This window comes from Methylobacterium platani (assembly GCF_001653715.1).
Classification (GTDB): domain Bacteria; phylum Pseudomonadota; class Alphaproteobacteria; order Rhizobiales; family Beijerinckiaceae; genus Methylobacterium; species Methylobacterium platani.
Genome location: NZ_LWHQ01000015.1, coordinates 251,541 through 270,184 on the forward strand (window position 1 = coordinate 251,541; position 18,644 = coordinate 270,184).

General features: G+C 71.8%; 16 protein-coding genes. 12 read left to right on the top strand and 4 right to left on the bottom strand.

The window, feature by feature from the left end; translation table 11 throughout:
- Nucleotide 1 precedes the first annotated feature (1 nt).
- From A5481_RS08680 to A5481_RS08735, 12 genes are all read left to right on the top strand, one after another.
- Entirely contained in the window at nucleotides 2-364 is a 363-nt protein-coding gene (locus A5481_RS08680) for an AtuA-related protein (RefSeq protein ID WP_048435221.1), read from the top strand.
- Nucleotides 361-810 carry a tripartite tricarboxylate transporter TctB family protein gene (locus A5481_RS08685; protein WP_048435220.1) on the top strand — a complete coding sequence of 150 codons (450 nt, stop codon included), beginning with the start codon at nucleotides 361-363 and terminating at the stop codon, nucleotides 808-810. Before A5481_RS08680 ends, A5481_RS08685 begins: the two co-directional genes overlap by 4 nt.
- Nucleotides 810-2,381, top strand: a complete 1,572-nt coding sequence (locus tag A5481_RS08690) for a tripartite tricarboxylate transporter permease (protein ID WP_197514160.1) — start codon at nucleotides 810-812, stop codon at nucleotides 2,379-2,381. Before A5481_RS08685 ends, A5481_RS08690 begins: the two co-directional genes overlap by 1 nt.
- 20 nt (nucleotides 2,382-2,401) lie before the next feature.
- Nucleotides 2,402-3,217 (top strand): IclR family transcriptional regulator, encoded by an 816-nt coding sequence (locus tag A5481_RS08695; RefSeq protein ID WP_064503879.1) that lies wholly within the window; start codon nucleotides 2,402-2,404, stop codon nucleotides 3,215-3,217.
- A gap of 53 nt (nucleotides 3,218-3,270) precedes the next feature.
- Nucleotides 3,271-4,383: a mandelate racemase/muconate lactonizing enzyme family protein gene (locus A5481_RS08700; protein WP_048433537.1), complete on the top strand. Its 1,113-nt coding sequence runs from the start codon at nucleotides 3,271-3,273 to the stop codon at nucleotides 4,381-4,383.
- A gap of 15 nt (nucleotides 4,384-4,398) precedes the next feature.
- Entirely contained in the window at nucleotides 4,399-5,487 is a 1,089-nt protein-coding gene (locus A5481_RS08705; protein ID WP_048433536.1) for a mandelate racemase/muconate lactonizing enzyme family protein, read from the top strand.
- Between the two features lie 43 nt (nucleotides 5,488-5,530).
- Nucleotides 5,531-6,727, top strand: a complete 1,197-nt coding sequence (locus A5481_RS08710; RefSeq protein WP_245238770.1) for an ABC transporter substrate-binding protein — start codon at nucleotides 5,531-5,533, stop codon at nucleotides 6,725-6,727.
- A 24-nt stretch (nucleotides 6,728-6,751) separates the two neighbouring features.
- Nucleotides 6,752-7,612, top strand: coding sequence for a branched-chain amino acid ABC transporter permease (locus tag A5481_RS08715; RefSeq protein WP_048433535.1), 861 nt, complete (start codon nucleotides 6,752-6,754; stop codon nucleotides 7,610-7,612).
- Nucleotides 7,609-9,414, top strand: a complete 1,806-nt coding sequence (locus A5481_RS08720; protein WP_048433534.1) for a branched-chain amino acid ABC transporter ATP-binding protein/permease — start codon at nucleotides 7,609-7,611, stop codon at nucleotides 9,412-9,414. The genes A5481_RS08715 and A5481_RS08720 overlap by 4 nt, the downstream gene beginning before the upstream one ends.
- Nucleotides 9,395-10,141: an ABC transporter ATP-binding protein gene (locus A5481_RS08725; RefSeq protein ID WP_053082334.1), complete on the top strand. Its 747-nt coding sequence runs from the start codon at nucleotides 9,395-9,397 to the stop codon at nucleotides 10,139-10,141. The genes A5481_RS08720 and A5481_RS08725 overlap by 20 nt, the downstream gene beginning before the upstream one ends.
- Before the next feature lie 11 nt (nucleotides 10,142-10,152).
- Nucleotides 10,153-10,692 carry a DUF4267 domain-containing protein gene (locus tag A5481_RS08730; RefSeq protein ID WP_245298632.1) on the top strand — a complete coding sequence of 180 codons (540 nt, stop codon included), beginning with the start codon at nucleotides 10,153-10,155 and terminating at the stop codon, nucleotides 10,690-10,692.
- Nucleotides 10,693-10,846: 154 nt separating this feature from the next.
- Nucleotides 10,847-11,974 carry an FAD-binding domain-containing protein gene (locus A5481_RS08735; RefSeq protein ID WP_048433533.1) on the top strand — a complete coding sequence of 376 codons (1,128 nt, stop codon included), beginning with the start codon at nucleotides 10,847-10,849 and terminating at the stop codon, nucleotides 11,972-11,974.
- 242 nt (nucleotides 11,975-12,216) lie between these two features.
- Here A5481_RS08735 and katG read toward each other — a convergent pair whose 3' ends face one another.
- The 4 genes from katG to ilvD all read right to left on the bottom strand — a co-directional run bounded on the left by katG (nucleotide 12,217) and on the right by ilvD (nucleotide 18,454).
- Complete coding sequence (katG, locus tag A5481_RS08740) at nucleotides 12,217-14,517, bottom strand: catalase/peroxidase HPI (protein WP_245238768.1); 2,301 nt, start codon at nucleotides 14,515-14,517, stop codon at nucleotides 12,217-12,219.
- A 333-nt stretch (nucleotides 14,518-14,850) separates the two neighbouring features.
- Nucleotides 14,851-15,780, bottom strand: coding sequence for a glutathione S-transferase family protein (locus A5481_RS08745; RefSeq protein ID WP_064503881.1), 930 nt, complete (start codon nucleotides 15,778-15,780; stop codon nucleotides 14,851-14,853).
- A 34-nt stretch (nucleotides 15,781-15,814) separates the two neighbouring features.
- Complete coding sequence (locus A5481_RS08750) at nucleotides 15,815-16,231, bottom strand: ester cyclase (RefSeq protein ID WP_048437118.1); 417 nt, start codon at nucleotides 16,229-16,231, stop codon at nucleotides 15,815-15,817.
- Between the two features lie 507 nt (nucleotides 16,232-16,738).
- Nucleotides 16,739-18,454: a dihydroxy-acid dehydratase gene (ilvD, locus tag A5481_RS08755; RefSeq protein WP_064503882.1), complete on the bottom strand. Its 1,716-nt coding sequence runs from the start codon at nucleotides 18,452-18,454 to the stop codon at nucleotides 16,739-16,741.
- Between the last annotated feature and the right edge of the window lie 190 nt (nucleotides 18,455-18,644).

Here is an 18,644-nt window from a genome sequence, read left to right on the forward strand (position 1 = left end):
CATGCGCCTGATGCTGCAGCACGTGGCCCATGTCCGCTCCGGCGACAAGGGCAACACCTCGAACGTCACGGTGATCGCCTACGAGCCGGACCTGTACCCGTACCTCAGGGACCAGCTCACCGCCGAGCGCTTCAAGGACTTCTACGCCGGCATGGTGACCGGCCCGGTCACCCGCTACGCGGTCGACCGTCTCGGGGTCCTCAACTTCGTGGCGGAGGGCGCGCTCGGCGGGGGCGTGTCGCGCTCGCTCTGCCTCGACAATTACGGCAAGGCGCTCTCGGCGGCGATCCTCGGCTTCGAGCTCGAGGTGCCCGACAGCCTCGCCAACCTGCTGCGCAACTATCACCCGGAGGCGGTGGCATGAAGGCGGTCCCGGTCAAGCGCGCGGCCGCCGGCGGGCTGATGCTGCTGTTCGGCCTCGCCGTCATGCTCGAGGCCCGCACCTTCGGCCTCGGCAGCCTCGCCCGGGTCGGGCCCGGGCTGTTCCCGATGATCGTCGGCAGCGCGCTCGGCCTCGTCGGGGTGCTGATCGCGGCGACGCCGGAGGCCGGCACGGAGCCCGAGGAGGGCGGGCGGCCGGACTGGCGCGGCTGGGCCTGCATCGTCGTCGGGATCCTGCTCTTCGTCCTCCTCGGCGAGCATCTCGGCCTCGGCCCCGCGACCTTCGCCTGCGTGTTCGTGTCGGCGCTCGGCGACCGCCAGGGCAACCCGCGCGCCGCGTTCCTGCTGGCGCTCGCCATGACGGCGGTGGCGGGCCTGGTGTTCACGCTGGCGCTCAAGTTCCAGATGCCGTTCTGGCGGGGGTGGTGATGGACGACACGCTCGCCAACCTCGTCCACGGCTTCGGCATCGCGCTGCAGCCGCACAACTTCCTGTTCAGCCTCGTCGGCGTGCTGATCGGCAACCTCATCGGCGTCCTGCCCGGCATGGGCATCATGGCGACGATCTCGATCCTCCTGCCGCTGACCTTCGGGATGCCGCCGGTCGCCGCGATCCTGATGCTCGCCGGCATCTATTACGGGGCGCAGTACGGCGGCGCGATCTGCTCGATCCTGCTCAACCTGCCCTGCCACCCCTCGCACGCCGTCACCTGCCTCGACGGCTACCCGATGACCCGCCAGGGGCGGGGCGGCGTGGCGCTCGGCATCACCATGCTGGCGGCGTTCTTCGGCGCCGCCTTCGGCATCGTGCAGATGATCCTGTTCGCGCCATTCCTGGTGCAGATCGCCTTCAAGTTCGGCCCGGCCGAGATCTGCACCCTGATGCTGCTCGGGCTCCTCGCCGGCGCGACGCTCGCCCGCGGCTCGGCGCTCAAGGGCGTGGCGATGACGCTGGTCGGGATCGTGCTCGGCAGCGTCGGCAGCGACCTCGATACCGGCACCAGCCGGTTCACCTTCGGGTCGATGTCGCTCTACAACGGCATCGACCTCGTCGCGGTGGCGCTCGGCTTCTTCGGCATCGCGGAGTTCTTAAAGAGCATCAACACCATCACGGTCGGCGACCTGTCGGGCGTGAAGGTCCGGATGCGCGACATGCGGCCGAGCCGGGCCGACCTGCGCGAGGCGGCGATGCCGATCCTGCGCGGTACCCTCGTCGGCAGCCTGTGCTCGCTCATCCCCGGCACCGGGCCGACCATCGCCTCGTTCATCGCCTACGCGGCCGAGAAGCGGGTGAGCCGCAACCCGGACAAGTTCGGCCGCGGCGCGATCGGCGGCGTGGCGAGCCCCGAGGCCTCGACCCATTCCTCGGTCCAGGGCGACTTCGTGCCGACGATGAGCCTCGGCATCCCGGGCGACGCCGTGATGGCCCTGATCCTCGGCGCGCTCATCATCCAGGGCATCACCCCGGGCCCGCAGCTGATGAACGAGCACCCGGACATGTTCTGGGGCCTGATCGCCAGCTTCTGGATCGGCAACATCCTGCTCGTCCTCCTCAACGTGCCGCTGATCGGGGTGTGGGTGAAGCTGCTGCGGATCCCGTTCCGGTTCCTCTACCCCTGCGCCCTGTTCTTCATCTGCGTCGGCGTCTACTCGACCAACAACGAGATGGCGGGGGTGATCCAGACCCTGGTGATCGGCGTCGTCGGCTACGGGCTGATGCGGCTCGGCTTCCACCCGGCCCCGGTGCTGCTCGGCTTCGTGCTCGGGCCGCGGCTCGAGGAGAACTTCCGCCGCGCCCTGATGCTGTCGCGCGGCGACCTCGCGACCTTCGTCGACAGCCCGATCAGCGCGACCTTCGTCGGGCTCGCGGTGGTGCTGGTGGGCGCGCAGATCTACCTCGCCCGCAAGGCGCGGGTGCCCAAGGATCCCGCCAAGGATACCGCCAAGGATCCCGACCTGGCGGTCGCGGGCCGGCGGGCGGTGGTGCTGGAGGAATCGTGAGGGATGGCCGGAGCGACCGCATGAGCACCCCCGACCCGGCCGGCGACGCCCCGCCGCCCGCCCCCGCCGCGCCGGAGCCGAACGCGGTCCAGAAGGTCTGCGCCGTGTTGCGGGCGCTCGCCGCCCCGGCGCCCCGGCGCCTCACCGACGTCTCGGCCGAGGCCGGGCTCAACAAGGTGACGGCGTTGCGCATCCTCGACACCCTGGCGCAGGAGGGCTTCGCCGCCCGCGCGGGCGACGGGCGGCGCTGGCGGCCCGGGCCGGAGCTGACGGCGCTCGCCGCCAGCGCCGGCCGGCCCGACGACCTCCGGGCCCTGGCGCGGCCGAGCCTGGTGCGGCTCGCCGAGCTCTCCGGCGACACGGTGCTGCTCTCGGTGAGGAGCGGCGTCGAGGCGGTCTGCATCGAGCGCGAGATCGGCTCCTACCCGATCCGCGCCAACTACCTCGACATCGGCAGCCGCCGCCCCCTCGGCGTCGGGGCCGGCGCCATGGCGCTCCTCGCCTGGCTGCCCGACCGGGAGGTCGACGCGATCCTCGGCATCGTGGTCCAGCGCCTCGGCCCCTATCCGCGCCTGGGCCAGGCGGAGATCCGGGCGGCGATCGCGGAATCGCGGGGGCGCGGCCACGTCGTGCTGCTCGATCAGGTGGTCGACACGATGGGGGCGATCGGCGTGCCGGTGCGCGACGCCGCCGGCCGCACCGTGGCGGCCCTCAGCATCGCGGCGCTGACCACCCGCATCCGGGCGCGCGAGACGGAGCTGGCCGAGGCGCTGCGGCGCGAGGCCGACCTGATGGAGCGCGAGCGGATCCCGGCCGGGCCGGGAGGGGCGGGGTGAGGAGGATGCGGCCTCCAACCGACCCAGACACGTCCCGATCGAGGGAGACATCGTTGAAGATCGTCGACATCCAGTCCCAGATCGTCTCGCTCCCCTTCGACATGGGCGGCCCACCGGCGAGCTTCGCCGGCAAGGCCTGGACCCATCTCGACATCCTGCTGGTGCGGGTCGAGACCGACGAGGGGCTGGTCGGCTGGGGCGAGGCCTTCGGCCATGCCGGCATCCAGGCGACGCGGGCCGCCCTCGACGCCATCGTGGCGCCCCTCGTCCTCGGGCGTTCGTCGGGCGACATCGCCACTTTAAGCCGCAGCGTGCTGCACGCCACCCATCTGCTCGGCCGCAACGGCGCGTTCGTCTTCGCCTTCTCAGGGATCGAGACGGCGTTGTGGGACCTCGCCGGCAAGCGGGCGGGGCAGCCGCTGGCGCGGCTGCTGGGCGGCGAGGCCCGCGAGCGGCTGCCGGCCTACGCCTCGCTGCTGGCCTATCACGAGCCGGCGCTCGTGCGCCGCAACGTCGAGGCGGCGTGCGCCGCCGGCTACCGCCACATCAAGCTGCACGAGGTCACCGAGGCGGCGGTCGCGGCCGCCGCCGAGGTGACGCGGGCGCACGGCGCCGCCCTGATGGTCGACGTCAACTGCGCCTGGAGCGTGCCGGCGGCTTTGCGGATGGCGGACGCCTTCGCGCCCCACGACCTCCTCTGGTTCGAGGAGCCGGTCTGGCCGCCGGAGGACACGCACGGGCTGGCCCGGGTGCGGGCCCGCGGCATCCCGATCGCCGCCGGCGAGAACACCGCCGGGCTGTTCGGCTTCAAGGCGCTGATCGAGGCCGGCGCGATCGACGTCGCGCAGCCGAGCGTGACCAAGATCGGCGGCATCGGCGAGATGCTGCGGGTGATCACGCTCTGCGAGGCGCACGGCGTGCGGGCGGCGCCGCACAGCCCGTATTTCGGCCCCGGCCTGATCGCCACGATGCACGTCATCGCCGCGCGGGTGGAGGATCCGCTGGTCGAGGTGCTGTGGCTCGACATGGAAGCCAACCCGCTCGATCCTTGGGTCCGGGCCGAGAACGGCCACGTGCGGCTGCCCACCGGGCCCGGCCTCGGCTGCGACCCGGACCCGGGCATCCTCGACCGCTACCGGGTCGGCGACGTCGTCCGCACGGCATAGAAGGGGAGAAACGCCATGAAGGTCGACCGCGTCACGACGCGCGCCATCACCCTGCGGCCGGACCGTCCGATCGGCTCGGCGCTCGGCCAGCTGCACAGCTTCGGCTGCATCCTGGTCACCGTCCACGCCGACGGGCTCGCCGGCGAGAACGTCCTCTTCACCCTCAACGACCGCCGCACCCGGGTGCTGCGCAGCCTGATCGACGAGATGGCCGACCTGGTGATCGGCCAGGATGCCGGCCACATCGCGGGCTTCTGGTCGCGGGCCTGGCGCGACGTGAACTTCATGGGCCACAAGGGGATGCCGGTCATGGGCATCTCGGCCCTCGACGGGGCGCTGTGGGACCTCGCGGCAAAGCGCGCGGGCTTGCCGCTCTACCGGATGCTCGGCGGCGCGAGCGCCCGGGTGCCGGCCTACCAGTCCGGCGGGTTGTGGCTCGACCGCTCGACCGACGAGCTCGTCGCGGAGGCCCAGGGCTTCAAGGCCGCGGGCTTCACCGCGATGAAGATGCGCCTCTCGGCCGGCGACCCGGATTGGAACATCGCCCGGGTGCGGGCGGTCCGCGAGGCGATCGGCCCGGAGATCCGCCTGATGGCCGACGCCAACCAGGGGCTGACCGAGAACGACGCGATCCGGCTCGGACGGCGGCTCGAGGAATTCGGTCTCACCTGGTTCGAGGAGCCGCTGCCGGCCTGGGACGTCGAGGGCCTCGCCCGCGTCGCCGCCGCCCTCGACACGCCGATCGCCAGCGGCGAGACCGACTACACCCGCTACGGCTTCCGCCGGATGATCGAGCTGCGCTCGGCCGACATCCTGATGCCGGACCTGCAGCGGGTCGGCGGCGTCACCGAGTTCATGCGGGTCGGCCACCTCGCCGAGGCGCACGATGTGCCGGTGTCGAGCCACCTGTTTCCCGAGCAGAGCCTGAGCGTGCTCGGCGCGCTGGCGAACGCGCATTCTCTCGAAGTCATGCCGTGGTTCTCCGAGCTGTACTGCGAGAGACTGGACTTCGCCGACGGATACGCCATCGTACCGGAGCGGCCAGGCTTCGGCTTCACCTTCGACGAGGACCGGATCCGGCACCTGGAACGGCAAGGCGCTTAAGAACCAACCGCGCCGGCCGAAACGACAACGGGAGGAGGACGCCATGGTGACGACGAACCGTCGTGCGCTCGTGATGAATGCTGCCGGCCTCGCAGGCGCGGCGGCCCTCGGCTTTCCGCGGCCGGCCTTGGCGCAGGGCGAGCCCCTGCGCATCGGCTGGCTCGCGGCGATGACCGGGCCGAGCTCGGCCCCGACGGTCGGGTTCAACCGCGGCGTGGTCTTCGCCGCCGAGGCGATCAACGGCGCCGGCGGGGTCAAGGGCCGCAAGGTCGAGATCGTCACCCGCGACTCGCAGGGCGATCCGACCAAGGCGGTCAACGCCGTGCAGGAGATGATCAGCCAGGCCAAGGTGCACGCGATCTGGGGCCCGACCAATTCCGGCGAGGCGCTCGCGACGACGCCGATCATGGCGCGGGCGAAGATGCCGAGCATCCATCCCTGCGTGATCGACAGCCTGATCGACCCGGCGAAGTACCCCAACGCCTTCCGCATCGCCCCGTCGAACACGCAATGGGACGACGCGGTGCGCAGCTACTGCCTCAAGGTGCTGAAGGTGAAGCGGGTCGCGGTGATCGGCGACACCACCGGCTACGGCGTCACCGCCGCCAAGGCCTCGGCCGCGGCGTTCAAGCAGGACGGGGCCGAGGTGGTCTATCTCGGCAACATCGATTCGACCCAGCCCGACATGACCCCCGACCTGCTTCGCGCTCGCAATGCCGGCGCCGAGGCGCTGGTGGTGTGGAGCGTGTCGACCGGCATGGATGCCCGGCTGTTCAACACCCGCGCCCGGATGGGCTGGGACGTTCCGATCGTCGGCCACCCCTCGATGGCCTCGGGCGAGATCGGCGGGCTCCTGGAGAAGCCGGCGAACTGGGAGAAGGTCTACGCGGTCGGCTACCGCAGCTGCTCCTACGACGAATCGGGCAAGCTGACGCCCCGCAGCGAGGAGTTCATAGGCCGGCTGAAGGGCAAGGTCGCGCTCTCCGACACCCTGCTGTGGTGGGTCGCGGCCGGCTACGACGCCGTGACCCTGATCGCCAAGGCGGTGGAGGAGACCGGATCGAGCGCGCCCGACGCGATCGTCAAGCACTGGAACGGCCTGACGAAATATCCCGGCATCTTCGGCGACTACACCTACACGGCCAAGGAGCATAACGGCTACCCGACCGAGGAGGTGGTGATGTCGGCAGCCAATTCCGGCCGCGACGGCAGCTTCCGACTCGCGCCCGGCTATTCTTGAGGCGGCGATCCGGAGCGCGCCGCCATGCTCGCCTCGATCCTGGCCTCGGGCCTCGCCGTCGGCGCGATCTACGCGCTGATCGGCATCACCTACAACACGATGTTCTCGACCTCGCGGGTGATGAGCTTCACCGCGGGCCAGCTCGGGATGCTCGGCGGCGTGCTCGGCTCGCTGCTCACGTTGCGCCTCGGCCTGCCCTGGCCGCTCGGGCTCCTGCTGACGCTCGCCTGCGGCGCGCTCGTCGGCATCGTCACCGAATTCGTGGCGGTGCGCCCGGTCCTGAAGAGCCTCGACCAGCACCTCTACGTGCTCTCGACGCTGGCGCTGGCGCTGATGATCCAGCAGGTCACGGCGATCGGCTGGAGCACCGAGCCGCAGCCCTTCCCGCGCCTGCTCGGGGGCTTCGGCGAGACCACCCTCGACGAGAAGTTCTGGCTGCCGGTGGCGGCCTGCCTCGTCGTGGTGGTCGGCCTCGAACTGCTCTACCGGCGCACGCTCATCGGCCACGCCTTCCTGGCGGTGGCGGAGGACAACTTCGCCGCCCGCGCCCTGGGCCTGCCGGAGCGGCGCCTGCGGGTGATGAGCTACGCGCTCGCCGGCGGCATCGGGGCGCTCGCGGGTTATGCCGGGGGCGAATTGCTCCTCGCCTTCTTCGCCAACGGGCCGCATCTCAACTTCTACGGCTTCATCCCGGTGGCGCTCGGGGGCCTGGGCAACAACCGCGGCGCGCTGATCGGCGGCCTCGTCCTCGGGCTGTTCCAGCAGGCCGCGAACTTCGTCGTCGGCGGCATCTTCGCCTCGGTGGCGGTCTTCACCCTGTTCATCGTCGTGCTGCTGGCCGCTCCCCAGGGGCTGCTCGGCTCGGGCCAGGCGAGGCGCGTATGAGTGCCCCTTCCGTGCTGACGGCCCCGGACGCCCCTGCCCGCACCGGCCTGGGCGCGCGCCTCGCCTCCGCCGCGCCCTTCCTGCTGATCCTCGGCCTCGCGCTCGCGGTGCCGCTTGCCGGCAACGATTACTGGACGCTGATCGCCACGCGGGCGGCGATCTACTGGATCCTGGTCTCGGGCCTCAACCTCGTCGTCGGCTTCGCCGGGCAGCTCGCCATCGGCTACGTCGCGCTGCTGCTGGTCGGCGCCTACACTACCAGCGTGCTCGCCGCCGGCACGGTGCTTCCGGCCTTTCCGGTCGTCCTGGCGCTCGCCTGCGCGGGCCTCGTCGGGGCGCTGGTCGGGGTCGTCGTCGGCCTGCCGGCCTTGCGGCTCCGCACCTTCTACTTCGCGATGACGACGTTGGGCTTCGCCACCATCGTCACGCAGATCGCGCTCGCCTGGCAGGACGTGACCGGCGGCGGCATCGGCATCACCGGGCCGGAGATGCCGGCGCCCTTCGATTCGCGCCTCGGCTTCTACGGGTTCTGCCTCGCCGGCGCGGTGCTCTGCACCTGGATGACGCTGAACGTCGCGGGCAGCCGCTGGGGCCGGGCGCTGGTGGCGATCCGCGACGCCGAGGTGGCGGCGGAGGCGGTCGGCATCGCCAAGCCGAAGCTCCTCGTCGCGGTGTTCCTGTTCGCCGGCTGCGTCGCGGCCATCGCCGGCGGGCTGTTCGCCTCGCTCCAGACCTACATCACCCCGGACGCCTTCACGTTCGACCTCTCGCTCCTGTTCTTCATCGCCGTGCTGATCGGCGGGCGCGGCTCGGTGCTGGGGCCGCTGATCGGCACGATCCTGCTCACCATCCTGCCGGAGGTGGCGGCCCCGCTCGCGGCGTGGTCGACCTTCCTCTATGCGTTCCTGCTCCTCGTCATCGTGGTGGTCCTGCCCGGCGGCATCGCCGACCTCCTCGACCGCGGCAAACGCCGCCCGCTGCCGCCCGAGCGCAGCATCGCGCCGCGCAAGGCCGCGCTGCAGGAGCTCGCCGCGAGCGCGACGGCACCCGAGCCGATCACCCTCGCGGGCGTGCGCCTGAGCTTCGGTGCCGTGAAGGCGATCGACGGGCTCGACCTCGCCTTGCGCCCGGGCAGCGTCCACGGGCTGATCGGCCCCAACGGCTCGGGCAAGACCACGACGCTCAACGTGATCTCGGGCTATTACCGGCCGCAGGACGGCGCGGTGCGCCTCGGGTCCCGCTCGCTGCTCGCCGAGGCGCGGGAGGCGCGTGCGCGGCTTCGCATCGCCCGCACCTTCCAGACCCCGCGGATCGTCGGCGAGGCGAGCGTGATCGAGAACGTGATGCTCGGCGGCAGCGTCGAGGGCCGCGCCAGCCTGGCGGAATCGCTCCTGTCGCTCCCGCGCCACCGCGCGGACGAGCGGCACTTGCGCGAATCGGCCCGCCTCGCGCTCCGGGCGGTCGGGCTCGACGGCCTCGACGACGTCCGGGCCGGGCGGCTGCAGCACAGCGAGCTGCGCTTCCTCGAGATCGCCCGCGCCCTGATGCTGCGCCCGGCCTTCCTGCTCCTCGACGAGCCGGCGGCGGGCCTCTCGGCGCAGGAGATCCAGCGCCTCGGCGGCCTGATCCGGGCGGTGGCGGATGCCGGGATCGGCGTGCTCCTCGTCGAGCACCACGCCGACCTGATCTTCGCGATCTGCGACGAGGTCACGGTGCTCAATCTCGGCCGGGTGCTCGCCGCCGGCACGCCGGCGGAGATCCGCAGCCACAGGGAGGTCGTCAGTGCCTATCTCGGCGCATGATCCGGAGGCCCCGCCGCTCCTGCAGGTGCGGGGGCTGGAGGCGGGCTACGGCAAGATCCGGGTGCTCCACGGCGTCGACCTCACGGTGCGGGCCGGCGAGGTGGTGACCCTGCTCGGCCCCAACGGCGCCGGCAAGTCGACGCTGCTCAGGGCCCTCTCCGGCCTGCTGCCGGTCCAGGCCGGCGCGGTCCGGCTCGGGGACACGCTGCTCTCGGGGGGCGGTCCCCGCGCCGCCATGCGGGCCGGGCTGTCGCACGTGATCGAGGGCCACCGCGTCTTCACCGGGCAGACCGTGCGCGAGAACCTGTTGCTCGCCGCCTACGACCTGCCCCGCGCCGAGCGCGAGGCGCGGATCGCGGAGGCGCTGTCGCATTTCCCCGAGATCGCCGCGAAGATCCACGACAAGGGCGCCTCGCTCTCCGGCGGCCAGCAGCAGATGCTGGCGGTGGCCCAGGGCCTGGTGCAGCGCCCGCGCCTGCTGATGCTCGACGAGCCCTCCGCCGGCCTCTCCCCGGTCCTGGTCGACCGGGTGCTCGACGTGGTCGCGCGCCTGCGCCGCCAGGGCACGGCGGTGCTGCTGGTCGAGCAGCTGGTCGAGAAGGCGCGCGCCGTCTCAGACCGGGTCTACGCCCTGGCGCAAGGCCAGATCGTGCTGGAGGCCGAGGCTCGCGCCCCCGACCTGCCCGAGCGGCTGGAGCGAGCGTATTTCGGGACCGCGCACGCCTGATCGTGCTCCAGGTGAAGGCGCGTGCCCGCGACTTCCGGCATGCGGGGGCGATGACGCGGCACGACCCCGAGAACGGCCCGACCCGCCTGACCGCCACGGATCCGCGGTTCTGGACGGTGCTCGCCCTGGCGCTGGTGTTCCTCGCCCTCGGCGCCCTGTTCCTGGCCGTGCCCGGCGCCGGCGCGCTGATCTACGGCATTCCCGAGCCGGCGGGGTCCGGCCGGCTCGCCCTGCGGGCGATCGGCGCCCGCGACGCCGCGCTCGCGCTCTACCTCGCCGGCCTCGCGGCCTTCGCGAGCGCCCGCGCGGTGGCGATCGTGCTTACAGGCAGCCTCGTCATCCCGGCCTGCGACCTCGTCCTGATCCTCGCCGCCGGCACGGCGGCGTGGTGGCAGGTCGCGTTGCACGGGGCGAGCGCCGGCGTGCTCGCGCTCACGGCGCTGTGGCTCGGCCGGCCCGGCGCGGGCTCCGGCCCGGCTCGCCCCCAGGCCCGTGACGCGGCCGCCTCGCCGCTGCGGATGCGGGGGCGCAAGGGGAGGCATGCGCGGTGATGCGACCGCGGCGGCCGGTGCCGCACCGGCCCGCCGGCCTAGAGCACTTCGCGATCGCGTTGCAATCGCGAAGCTCTCTAGGTCCTTGATTTTGCCGCATTTTCTGAGACGAACCGGAATCCACTTCGTCGGAAAATGCTCTAGATGAGCGGCCATGCCCGCCTTCCCCGCCCCGACCCGCGCCGCCGGCCTCGACGCGCTCGCCGCCTTCCTGGCCGGCCCCGGCGCCGACTACGCCGCCGCCCGCAACACCGATCGCGGCCGGGCCGCGCCGACGACCTCGGCGCTGTCGCCCTACCTGCGCCGCCGGCTCCTCACCGAGGAGGAGGTCGCCCAGGCGGCGATCCGCGCCCTCGGCGCGCGCGGGGCGGAGAAGTTCGTCTCGGAAGTCTTCTGGCGCACCTACTTCAAGGGCCATCTCGAGACCCATCCCAGGGCATGGACCGGCTTCCTCGCCGGGTGCGACGCGGCGCGCGGGCGCCTCGCGGCCGAGCCCGGCCTGCGCCGGACCCACGCGCGGGCGATCGCCGGGGAGACGGGAATCGACGGGTTCGACGCCTGGGCGGCCCAGCTCGTCGCGGAGAACTGGCTGCACAACCACGCCCGGATGTGGTTCGCCTCGATCTGGATCTTCACGCTGCGCTTGCCCTGGGAGCTCGGCGCCGCGTTCTTCCTGCGCCACCTGATCGACGGCGATCCGGCGAGCAACACCCTGTCCTGGCGCTGGGTCGCCGGCCTGCACACCCGGGGCAAGCCGTACCTGGCGCGACGCGACAACATCCGGGAGTTCACGGAGGGCCGCCACGATCCCGCCGGCCTCGACGAGCACGCCGCCTGCCTCGACGAGGCGATGCCGCCCCGCGAGGTGCCTCTGCCGCCGGCCGACGCCGTGCCCGGCGGCGAGGTGGCCCTGCTCCTGCACCTCGACGACCTGCATCCCGAGAGCCTGCCCCTCGGCAATGCCCGGGTGATGCGGGTCGCCGGCCTGACCGCCTCGTCCGAGGGCGCGGCGGAGGCCGTGCGCGCCGCCGACACGGCGGCGATGGCGGACGCGCTGGCCCGGGCGGGCGGGCATTTCGGCTGCCCGGCCGAGCCGCTGCGCGAGGGCTGGGCCGGCGACCTGCCGGTGGTGACGCCGTGGGCCCCGCTCGGTCCCTCGGCGGAGGCCCTGCCGGCGGGCTGCCGCCGGATCCGGCGCGACTGGGACGAGCGGGCCTGGCCCTTGTCGAACCGGGGCTATTCGCGCCTGCGCGGGGCGATTCCGAAGCTGATGGGGGCGTGAGGGGACTTGGTTAGGGTCGTGTGATACGAAATCCGGAAGATTCCTTCCGGATTTCGTATCACCAGCCCGCGCGGCGCGTGAGCGAAGCCGAAATCCGCATTGCGAAGCAATCCGTCGGATTTCGTGTGAGTGATGTCCGTCGAGCGATCGCAGGCTTTCCCCTCTCCCCGACAGATCCCGGGCAAGCCCGGGATCTGTCGGGGAAAGGAGGAGCCAGCGCTCGACCAATCAGGCGCCGCGCGTCACGCCGCCGTGGTCATCCCGGCCTCGCTGCGCTTCACGTCGTAGCGGTCGAGCATCATCAGCTTGTGCCAGACCTTGACGAAGTCGCGCACGAACCGCTCCTGCCCGTCGCGGCCGGCATAGATCTCGGCCACCGCCCTGAGCTGCGCGTTCGAGCCGAACACCAGGTCGCAGCGGGTCGCCGTGAACCGGGTGCCGCCGCCCTCGCGCGCGTCGAGGGTGAAGGTCGTGCCGGCCTCGTCCGCCTTCTTCCACTCGTAGTCCATGCTGGTCAGCACGGTGAAGAAGTCGTTGGTCAGGACGCCGACGCGGTCGGTGAAGATGCCGTGGCGCGAGCCGTCGTGGTTGAGGTCGAGCGCCCGCAGGCCCCCGGTCAGCACCACCCATTCGGGCGCGGTGAGCGCCAGCAGGTTGGCCTTGTCGAGGAACACCTCCTCGGGGGCGACGCGGCCGCGGGTGATCTCGGCGAAGGACGGATCGACGTAGTTGCGGAAGCCGTCGACCAGGGGCTTCAGCCACTCGAAGCTGTCGGCGTCGGTCAGCGCGTCGGTGGTGTCCATCCGGCCGGGCACGAACGGCACCGCGGTCGCGGCGCCGGCCGCCTTCGCGGCCTGCTCGACGGCGGCGCAGCCGCCGAGCACGATGAGGTCGGCGAGCGAGACCTTCTTGCCGCCAGACGCCTTGCCGTTGAACCCGGCCATGATCGCGCGCAAGCGCTCGATCACCGGCAGGGTGCGCCGGTTGACGGCCCAGCCCGATTGCGGTGCCAGCGCCAGGCGGGCGCCGTTGGCACCGCCGCGCTTGTCGCTGTTGCGGTAGGTCGCGACCGCCGAGAACGCCGTGAAGGCGAGGTCGGAGACCGACAGGCCGCTCCCCAGGATCTCCGCCTTCAGGGCGGCGATGTCAGCCTCGTCGACGAGCGGGTGGTCGACCGGCGGGATCGGGTCCTGCCACAAGAGGTCGTCCTCGATCTTCGTTTCCGGTCCGACGTAGCGCTCCTTCGGGCCCATGTCGCGGTGGGTGAGCTTGTACCACGCCTTGGAGAATTGCAGCGTGAAGTAGTCGAAGTCGGACAGGAACTTCTCGCAGATCGCGCGGTAGACCGGATCGGTCTTGAGCGCGATGTCGCTCGTCATCATCATCAGCGGGTGGCTCTTGCCCGGGATGTGGGCGTCGGGCGTCCGCGGCGCGCCCGGATCGACCGGTTCCCATTGCAGGGCGCCGGCGGGGCTGCGGGTCTGCTTCCACTCGAACTTGAACAGGTTCTCGAGGTAGCTGTTGTCCCAGGTGGTCGGATCGGGCGTCCACGAGCCCTCGATGCCGTTGGTCATCGTGTTCTCGGCCGCCCCCGTCCCGACCGGGTTGTGCCAGCCGAGGCCCATCGCCTCGATCGGGGCGATCTCCGGCGGCGGGCCGATCCGGTCGGCCTTGACCATGCCGTGGCTCTTGCCGAAGGCGTGGCCGCCGGCGATCAGCGCGACGGTCTCCTCGTCGTTCATCGCCATCCGGGTGAAGGTCACCCGGATGTCGCGGGCCGAGCCCATCGGATCGCCGTTGGCGTAGGGCCCTTCCGGGTTGACGTAGATCAGCGCCTGGTGCGAGGCGGCGAGCGGGTTCTCGAGGTCGTAATCGGGATCGCCGTTCTTGGCCCGCCAGCGCTTGTCGCGGTTGACCATCTCGTCGAACGACTTGACGTTGGTCGGGTCCCACAGCTCCGGGCCCCAGTAGGTCGCGTTGTCGGCCTCCCAGGCATCCTCGCGACCGCCGGCGAAGCCGTAGGTCGGGAAGTTCATGATCTCGAGGGCGCAGGTGCCGGTCAGCACCATCAGGTCGGCCCAGGACAGGGCGCTGCCGTATTTCTGCTTGATCGGCCAGAGCAGGCGGCGCGACTTGTCGGTGTTGCCGTTGTCCCACCAGCTGCTGATCGGCGCGAAGCGCTGCAGGCCCTGGCCGGCGCCGCCGCGCCCGTCGGCGATGCGGTAGGTGCCGGCCGAGTGCCAGGCCATCCGGATCATCTGCGGGCCGTAATTGTCGTAATCCGACGGCCACCAGGCGACCGAGCTGGTCAGGAACTGCTTGATGTCGGCCTTCAGGGCCTCGTAGTCGAGCGACGCGAAGGCCGCCCGGTAGTCGAAATCGGCCCCGAGCGGGTTCGCCTGCGGTCCGTTCTGGTGCAGCGTCTCGACGCGCAGGCGATCCGGATACCACTCCTCCAGGGTCGGGGGCGACGCGAGGGCGCCGCCGACGCGGTCGCCGCCGAAGGGGCACTTGCCCGACAGGACGTCTTGATAGGTTTCCACGCCGTCGATCCTTCTTGTGGCGATCAGGGGGAGCCGAGCGGGCGGCTCACGCGCACGCGGCGGGCCGCCCGGAGATCATGCGATGGTCCCGTTCGGTGCGGCATACTATTACCGAGTATCTCGGCGAGGCCGTGAGGCCGGGCGAGGGGCGGATGTCCCCACGGCGCCGACCTGATGACACGACTCTTCATTCCGAACCCGGACCGACCCACGGTGCGCCGACGCAGATAGGCGCCTCTTCCGTTGCGGCCACTAAATTCGCGTTCACCGCGTCACGGGGTCTCGGCGGGGTGGGGCATGGGGGAACGGGGCATGGGGGAAGACGACAGGCCGTCAGCGCCTCGCCACGGTGAACCCGGCCCGGGGGAAGTGCAGGTGCAGCGCCCCCGCCTGCGGATCGTCGCGGCGGATGACGATGCGGCCCGCCTCCACGGCGACGAGCCGGCCCGCCACCGGCACCCGGGCGAAGTCGTCCGGCGTCACCGTCACCGCATCGCCGGGGGACGCGGCGATCAGGTCCGGCACCGCCACGGCCTCGACCGGTGCCGGCTCGGCCGCCCTCGCCGCCGCCAGGGCCGCCTCGGCGGTCGTCTCCTGCGGGCGGCCGTGGCCGAGGGCGGCGACCCGCCCGATCCAGCCGTGGATCGGCCCGAGACCGAGCAGCGCGTCGACCGCGGCGGCCCGGTCGCCGCCGCGCATCAGCCACAGCAGGTGGTAATGCGCGAGATCCATCACCCCGGGCCGCTCCCCGCCGAGGAACGGCCGGCCGTCGGAGAGGGCTTGCGCGAGCCACGCGGTCCAGGCCGCGACCCGCTGGGCGTTGCGGGCGAAGTCCGGCTCCATCGCCCCCTGGCTGATGTCGACGTAGAGGTAATCGTCCTTGCGGTCGCGCAGGAACGCCTCGGGCAGGTCGCCGGCGAAATGCACCGTGACGCCGATGACCGCGAGCCAGAGGTCGCGTTCGAGGCCGTAGGTCAGGCCCTCGGCGAGCGGGGCTTCGAGGCCCGGATACAGGCTCGGCTCCGGGGCCAGGCGCTCCAGGGCGGGCAGGATCGCGTGGGTATCGCAGTAGATGTCGGCCCCGACCTGCAGCACCGGGATGCGGCGGTAGCCGCCGGCGAGCGGATCGAGGAGCGGGCGCGGCGGCATCATCGCGACGTCGACCGAGCCCCAGTCGAGCCCCTTGATCCCGAGGGCGAGGCGGACCTTCTCGGCGTAGGGCGAGAAGGCGTAGTGGTGCAGGATGAGGGTCGGCGCGGACATGCGGGATCTCCCGGCTGGACGGCGGTGGAGGGGATCAGGCCGGGAGGGCGCCGACCTGCTTGAGCAGGCCGAGATTGTCGAGGAGCGCCCAATGCTCGACGAGGCGCCCGTCGACGATGCGGAACAGGTCCATGACCGCGATGTCGATGCTGCGGTCGCTGGCGGGCAGGCCCATCAGGTCGCCGGTGTGGCGGCCCTGGAAGCGCAGGCGCACCAGCACCCGGTCGCCCTCGGCGATCACCTCCTCGATCGGCAGCTTCATCCCGGTGACGCCGCCATGCAGCACCTCGCCGAGCCGGGCGACGCCCTCGGGCCCGCGCACCGCGAAGGTCAGGCCGGGATCGTGGCGCACGAAGTCCGGCGCGATGTGCCGCTGCCACCACGCCGCGTCCCGCGCGAGGAAGGCGGTGAAGTAGGCGCGGGCGAGAACCTTGTTGGCGTCGATCGACATGGCGTCCTCCCGTGATGCGCGCGCCCTCTTCCGGGATGCGCGGCTGCCGTGATTATTTTGCGCACAACCGATCGGCTGGCAATCGGTTCCTGGCGGGGGTGGGGCTTTCGGAAAGTGGTGAGGGCCTTCTCCTCTCTCCGCGGGCGCAGGGCTGTCCGAGGAAAATCCCTTTTAAAATCAAGCGCGGGATCCCCTCTCCCGAGTGGGCAGGGCTGTCCGGGGAAAATTGGATGGCGCTCCTCCCCTCTCCAGGCGATGCCGGGCTTGCCCGGTATCGCTGCAAGGTGTGGGAGAGGGGCCGGGGGTGAGGGTGCTACGGTTCCGCAGAAGACGCTGACAGTCCCGCTGTCAGCACGACGGTCACAGCTTTACACGGAAGCGTGTCACCCTCACCCCTACCCCTCTCCCACCCGGGAGAGGGGAGGCGCCACAACTCTCCCCAAACTGCCCTGCCGCCCGCAGGGACCGGAGATGTCCTGCGCCTCGTCCGGCTGCGGGTCGATCCCCTCACCCCTCCTCCGGCCCCGCCCAATCCGTCACCGCCCCCCGCGACGCATCCGAGACGAGCCGGGCGTACTTCGCCAGAACCCCCCGCGTGTAGGCCGGCCGCGGCGCCGGCCGCTCCGCGAGGCGCCGGGCGATCTCCTCGTCCGAGAGCGCCACGTCGAGGCGGCGGTTCTCGACATCGACCGTCACCGTGTCGCCGTCCCGGATGGCGGCGATCGGGCCGCCCTCGAACGCCTCGGGGACGACGTGGCCGATGACGAAGCCGCGGGTCGCGCCGGAGAAGCGGCCGTCGGTCATCAGCGCGACGTGCTCGCCGAGGCCCGAGCCCTGGAGCGCGCCGGTGACCGCCTGCATCTCGCGCATCCCGGGGCCGCCGCGCGGTCCCTCGTTGCGCAGGACCATCACGTCGTCGGGCACGATCCGCCCGTCCTTGATCGCCGCGAAGGCGTCCTCCTCGCGCTCGAAGACGCGCGCGGGGCCGCGATGCAGGCGCTTCGTCTGCCCCGAGACCTTCATCACCGCGCCGCCGGGCGCGAGGTTGCCGCGCAGGATGACGAGGCCGCCCTCGCTCTTGAAGGGATCGTCGGCGGAGCGGATCACCGTCTGCCCCGCGGGCTCGGGCGCCCGGGCGATCTCGTCGCCGAGGTTGCGGCCGGTCACGGTGCGGGAATCCGGGTGCAGGAGCCCGGCCGCGACGAGGCGCTTGCCGACGACCGCCATGCCGCCGGCCGCATGCATCTCCGGCGCGGTGTAGCGGCCCCAGGGGCGCAGGTCGGCGAGCACCGGCGTGCGGCGCGAGATCCGGTCGAAATCGTCGAGGTCGAGGGGGATGCCGAAATCCCAGGCGGTGGCGAGGAGATGCAGCACCGCGTTGCTGGAGCCGCCGGTCGCCATCACGCCGGTGATGGCGTTCTCGAAGCTCTCGCGGGTCACGATCGCCCGCGGGGTCAGGCCGGAGCGGACCAGCTCGACGGCGAGGCGGCCGCAGGCGACGGCGGCCTGCGCCTTGTCGGCGTGGTCGGCCGGGATGTCGTTGGCACCCATCGGGGAGATGCCGAGCATCTGGTAGGCGGTCGCCATGGTGTTGGCGGTGAACTGGCCGCCGCAGGCGCCGGCCCCCGGGCAGGCATGGTCCTCGACGTCGCGGAACTCCTCTTGCGTGATCCGCCCGGCATTGTAGGCGCCGACCGCCTCGTAGACGTCCTGGACCGTGAGGTTGCGGCCCGAGAACATCCCGCCCTCGCGGGTGCAGCGGCCGGACGCGATCGAGCCGCCGTACAGCATCGTGCCGGGGATGTTCAGCCGGCCGAGCACCATCGCCATGGCGGGGATGGTCTTGTCGCAGCCCGAGATGGTGACGATCCCGTCGAACATGTGCCCGCGGGCGACGAGCTCGACCGAATCGGCGATGACCTCGCGGCTGACGAGCGAGGTCTTCATGCCCTCGGTGCCGGTGGTGATGGCGTCGTTGATCGAGACCGTGTTGACCTCGAGCGGCGTGCCGCCGGCCTCGCGCACGCCTCGCGCCACCAGGGCGGCGAGCTCGCGGTGGTTCCAGTTGCACGGCATCGTGCCGATCCAGCAATGCGCGATGCCGATCTGCGGCCGCGCCAGGCTCTCGTCGGTCTCGCCGATCGCCTTCATCATCGAGCGGGCCACCGCCCGGTCCGGCCCCTCGTAGAGGCGCCGGCTGTTGCGTCGCGGATCTGCCGCCATTTCTTCCTCCCCGGCCCGGGGCCGGCCGTCTCGGCGGCGGGTCTCCCGTTTCCTCAGGGGCAATATGGTGCGGTCGCGCGGCCGGGTCGACGCCTGGAACAACGCCCGATCACGTTGCCACACGGTCCACGACACGATCTCCGTCGCCCTGCGGTCGGCCTCTCGGCCCATCGTTGGCCGACCCCCTTTC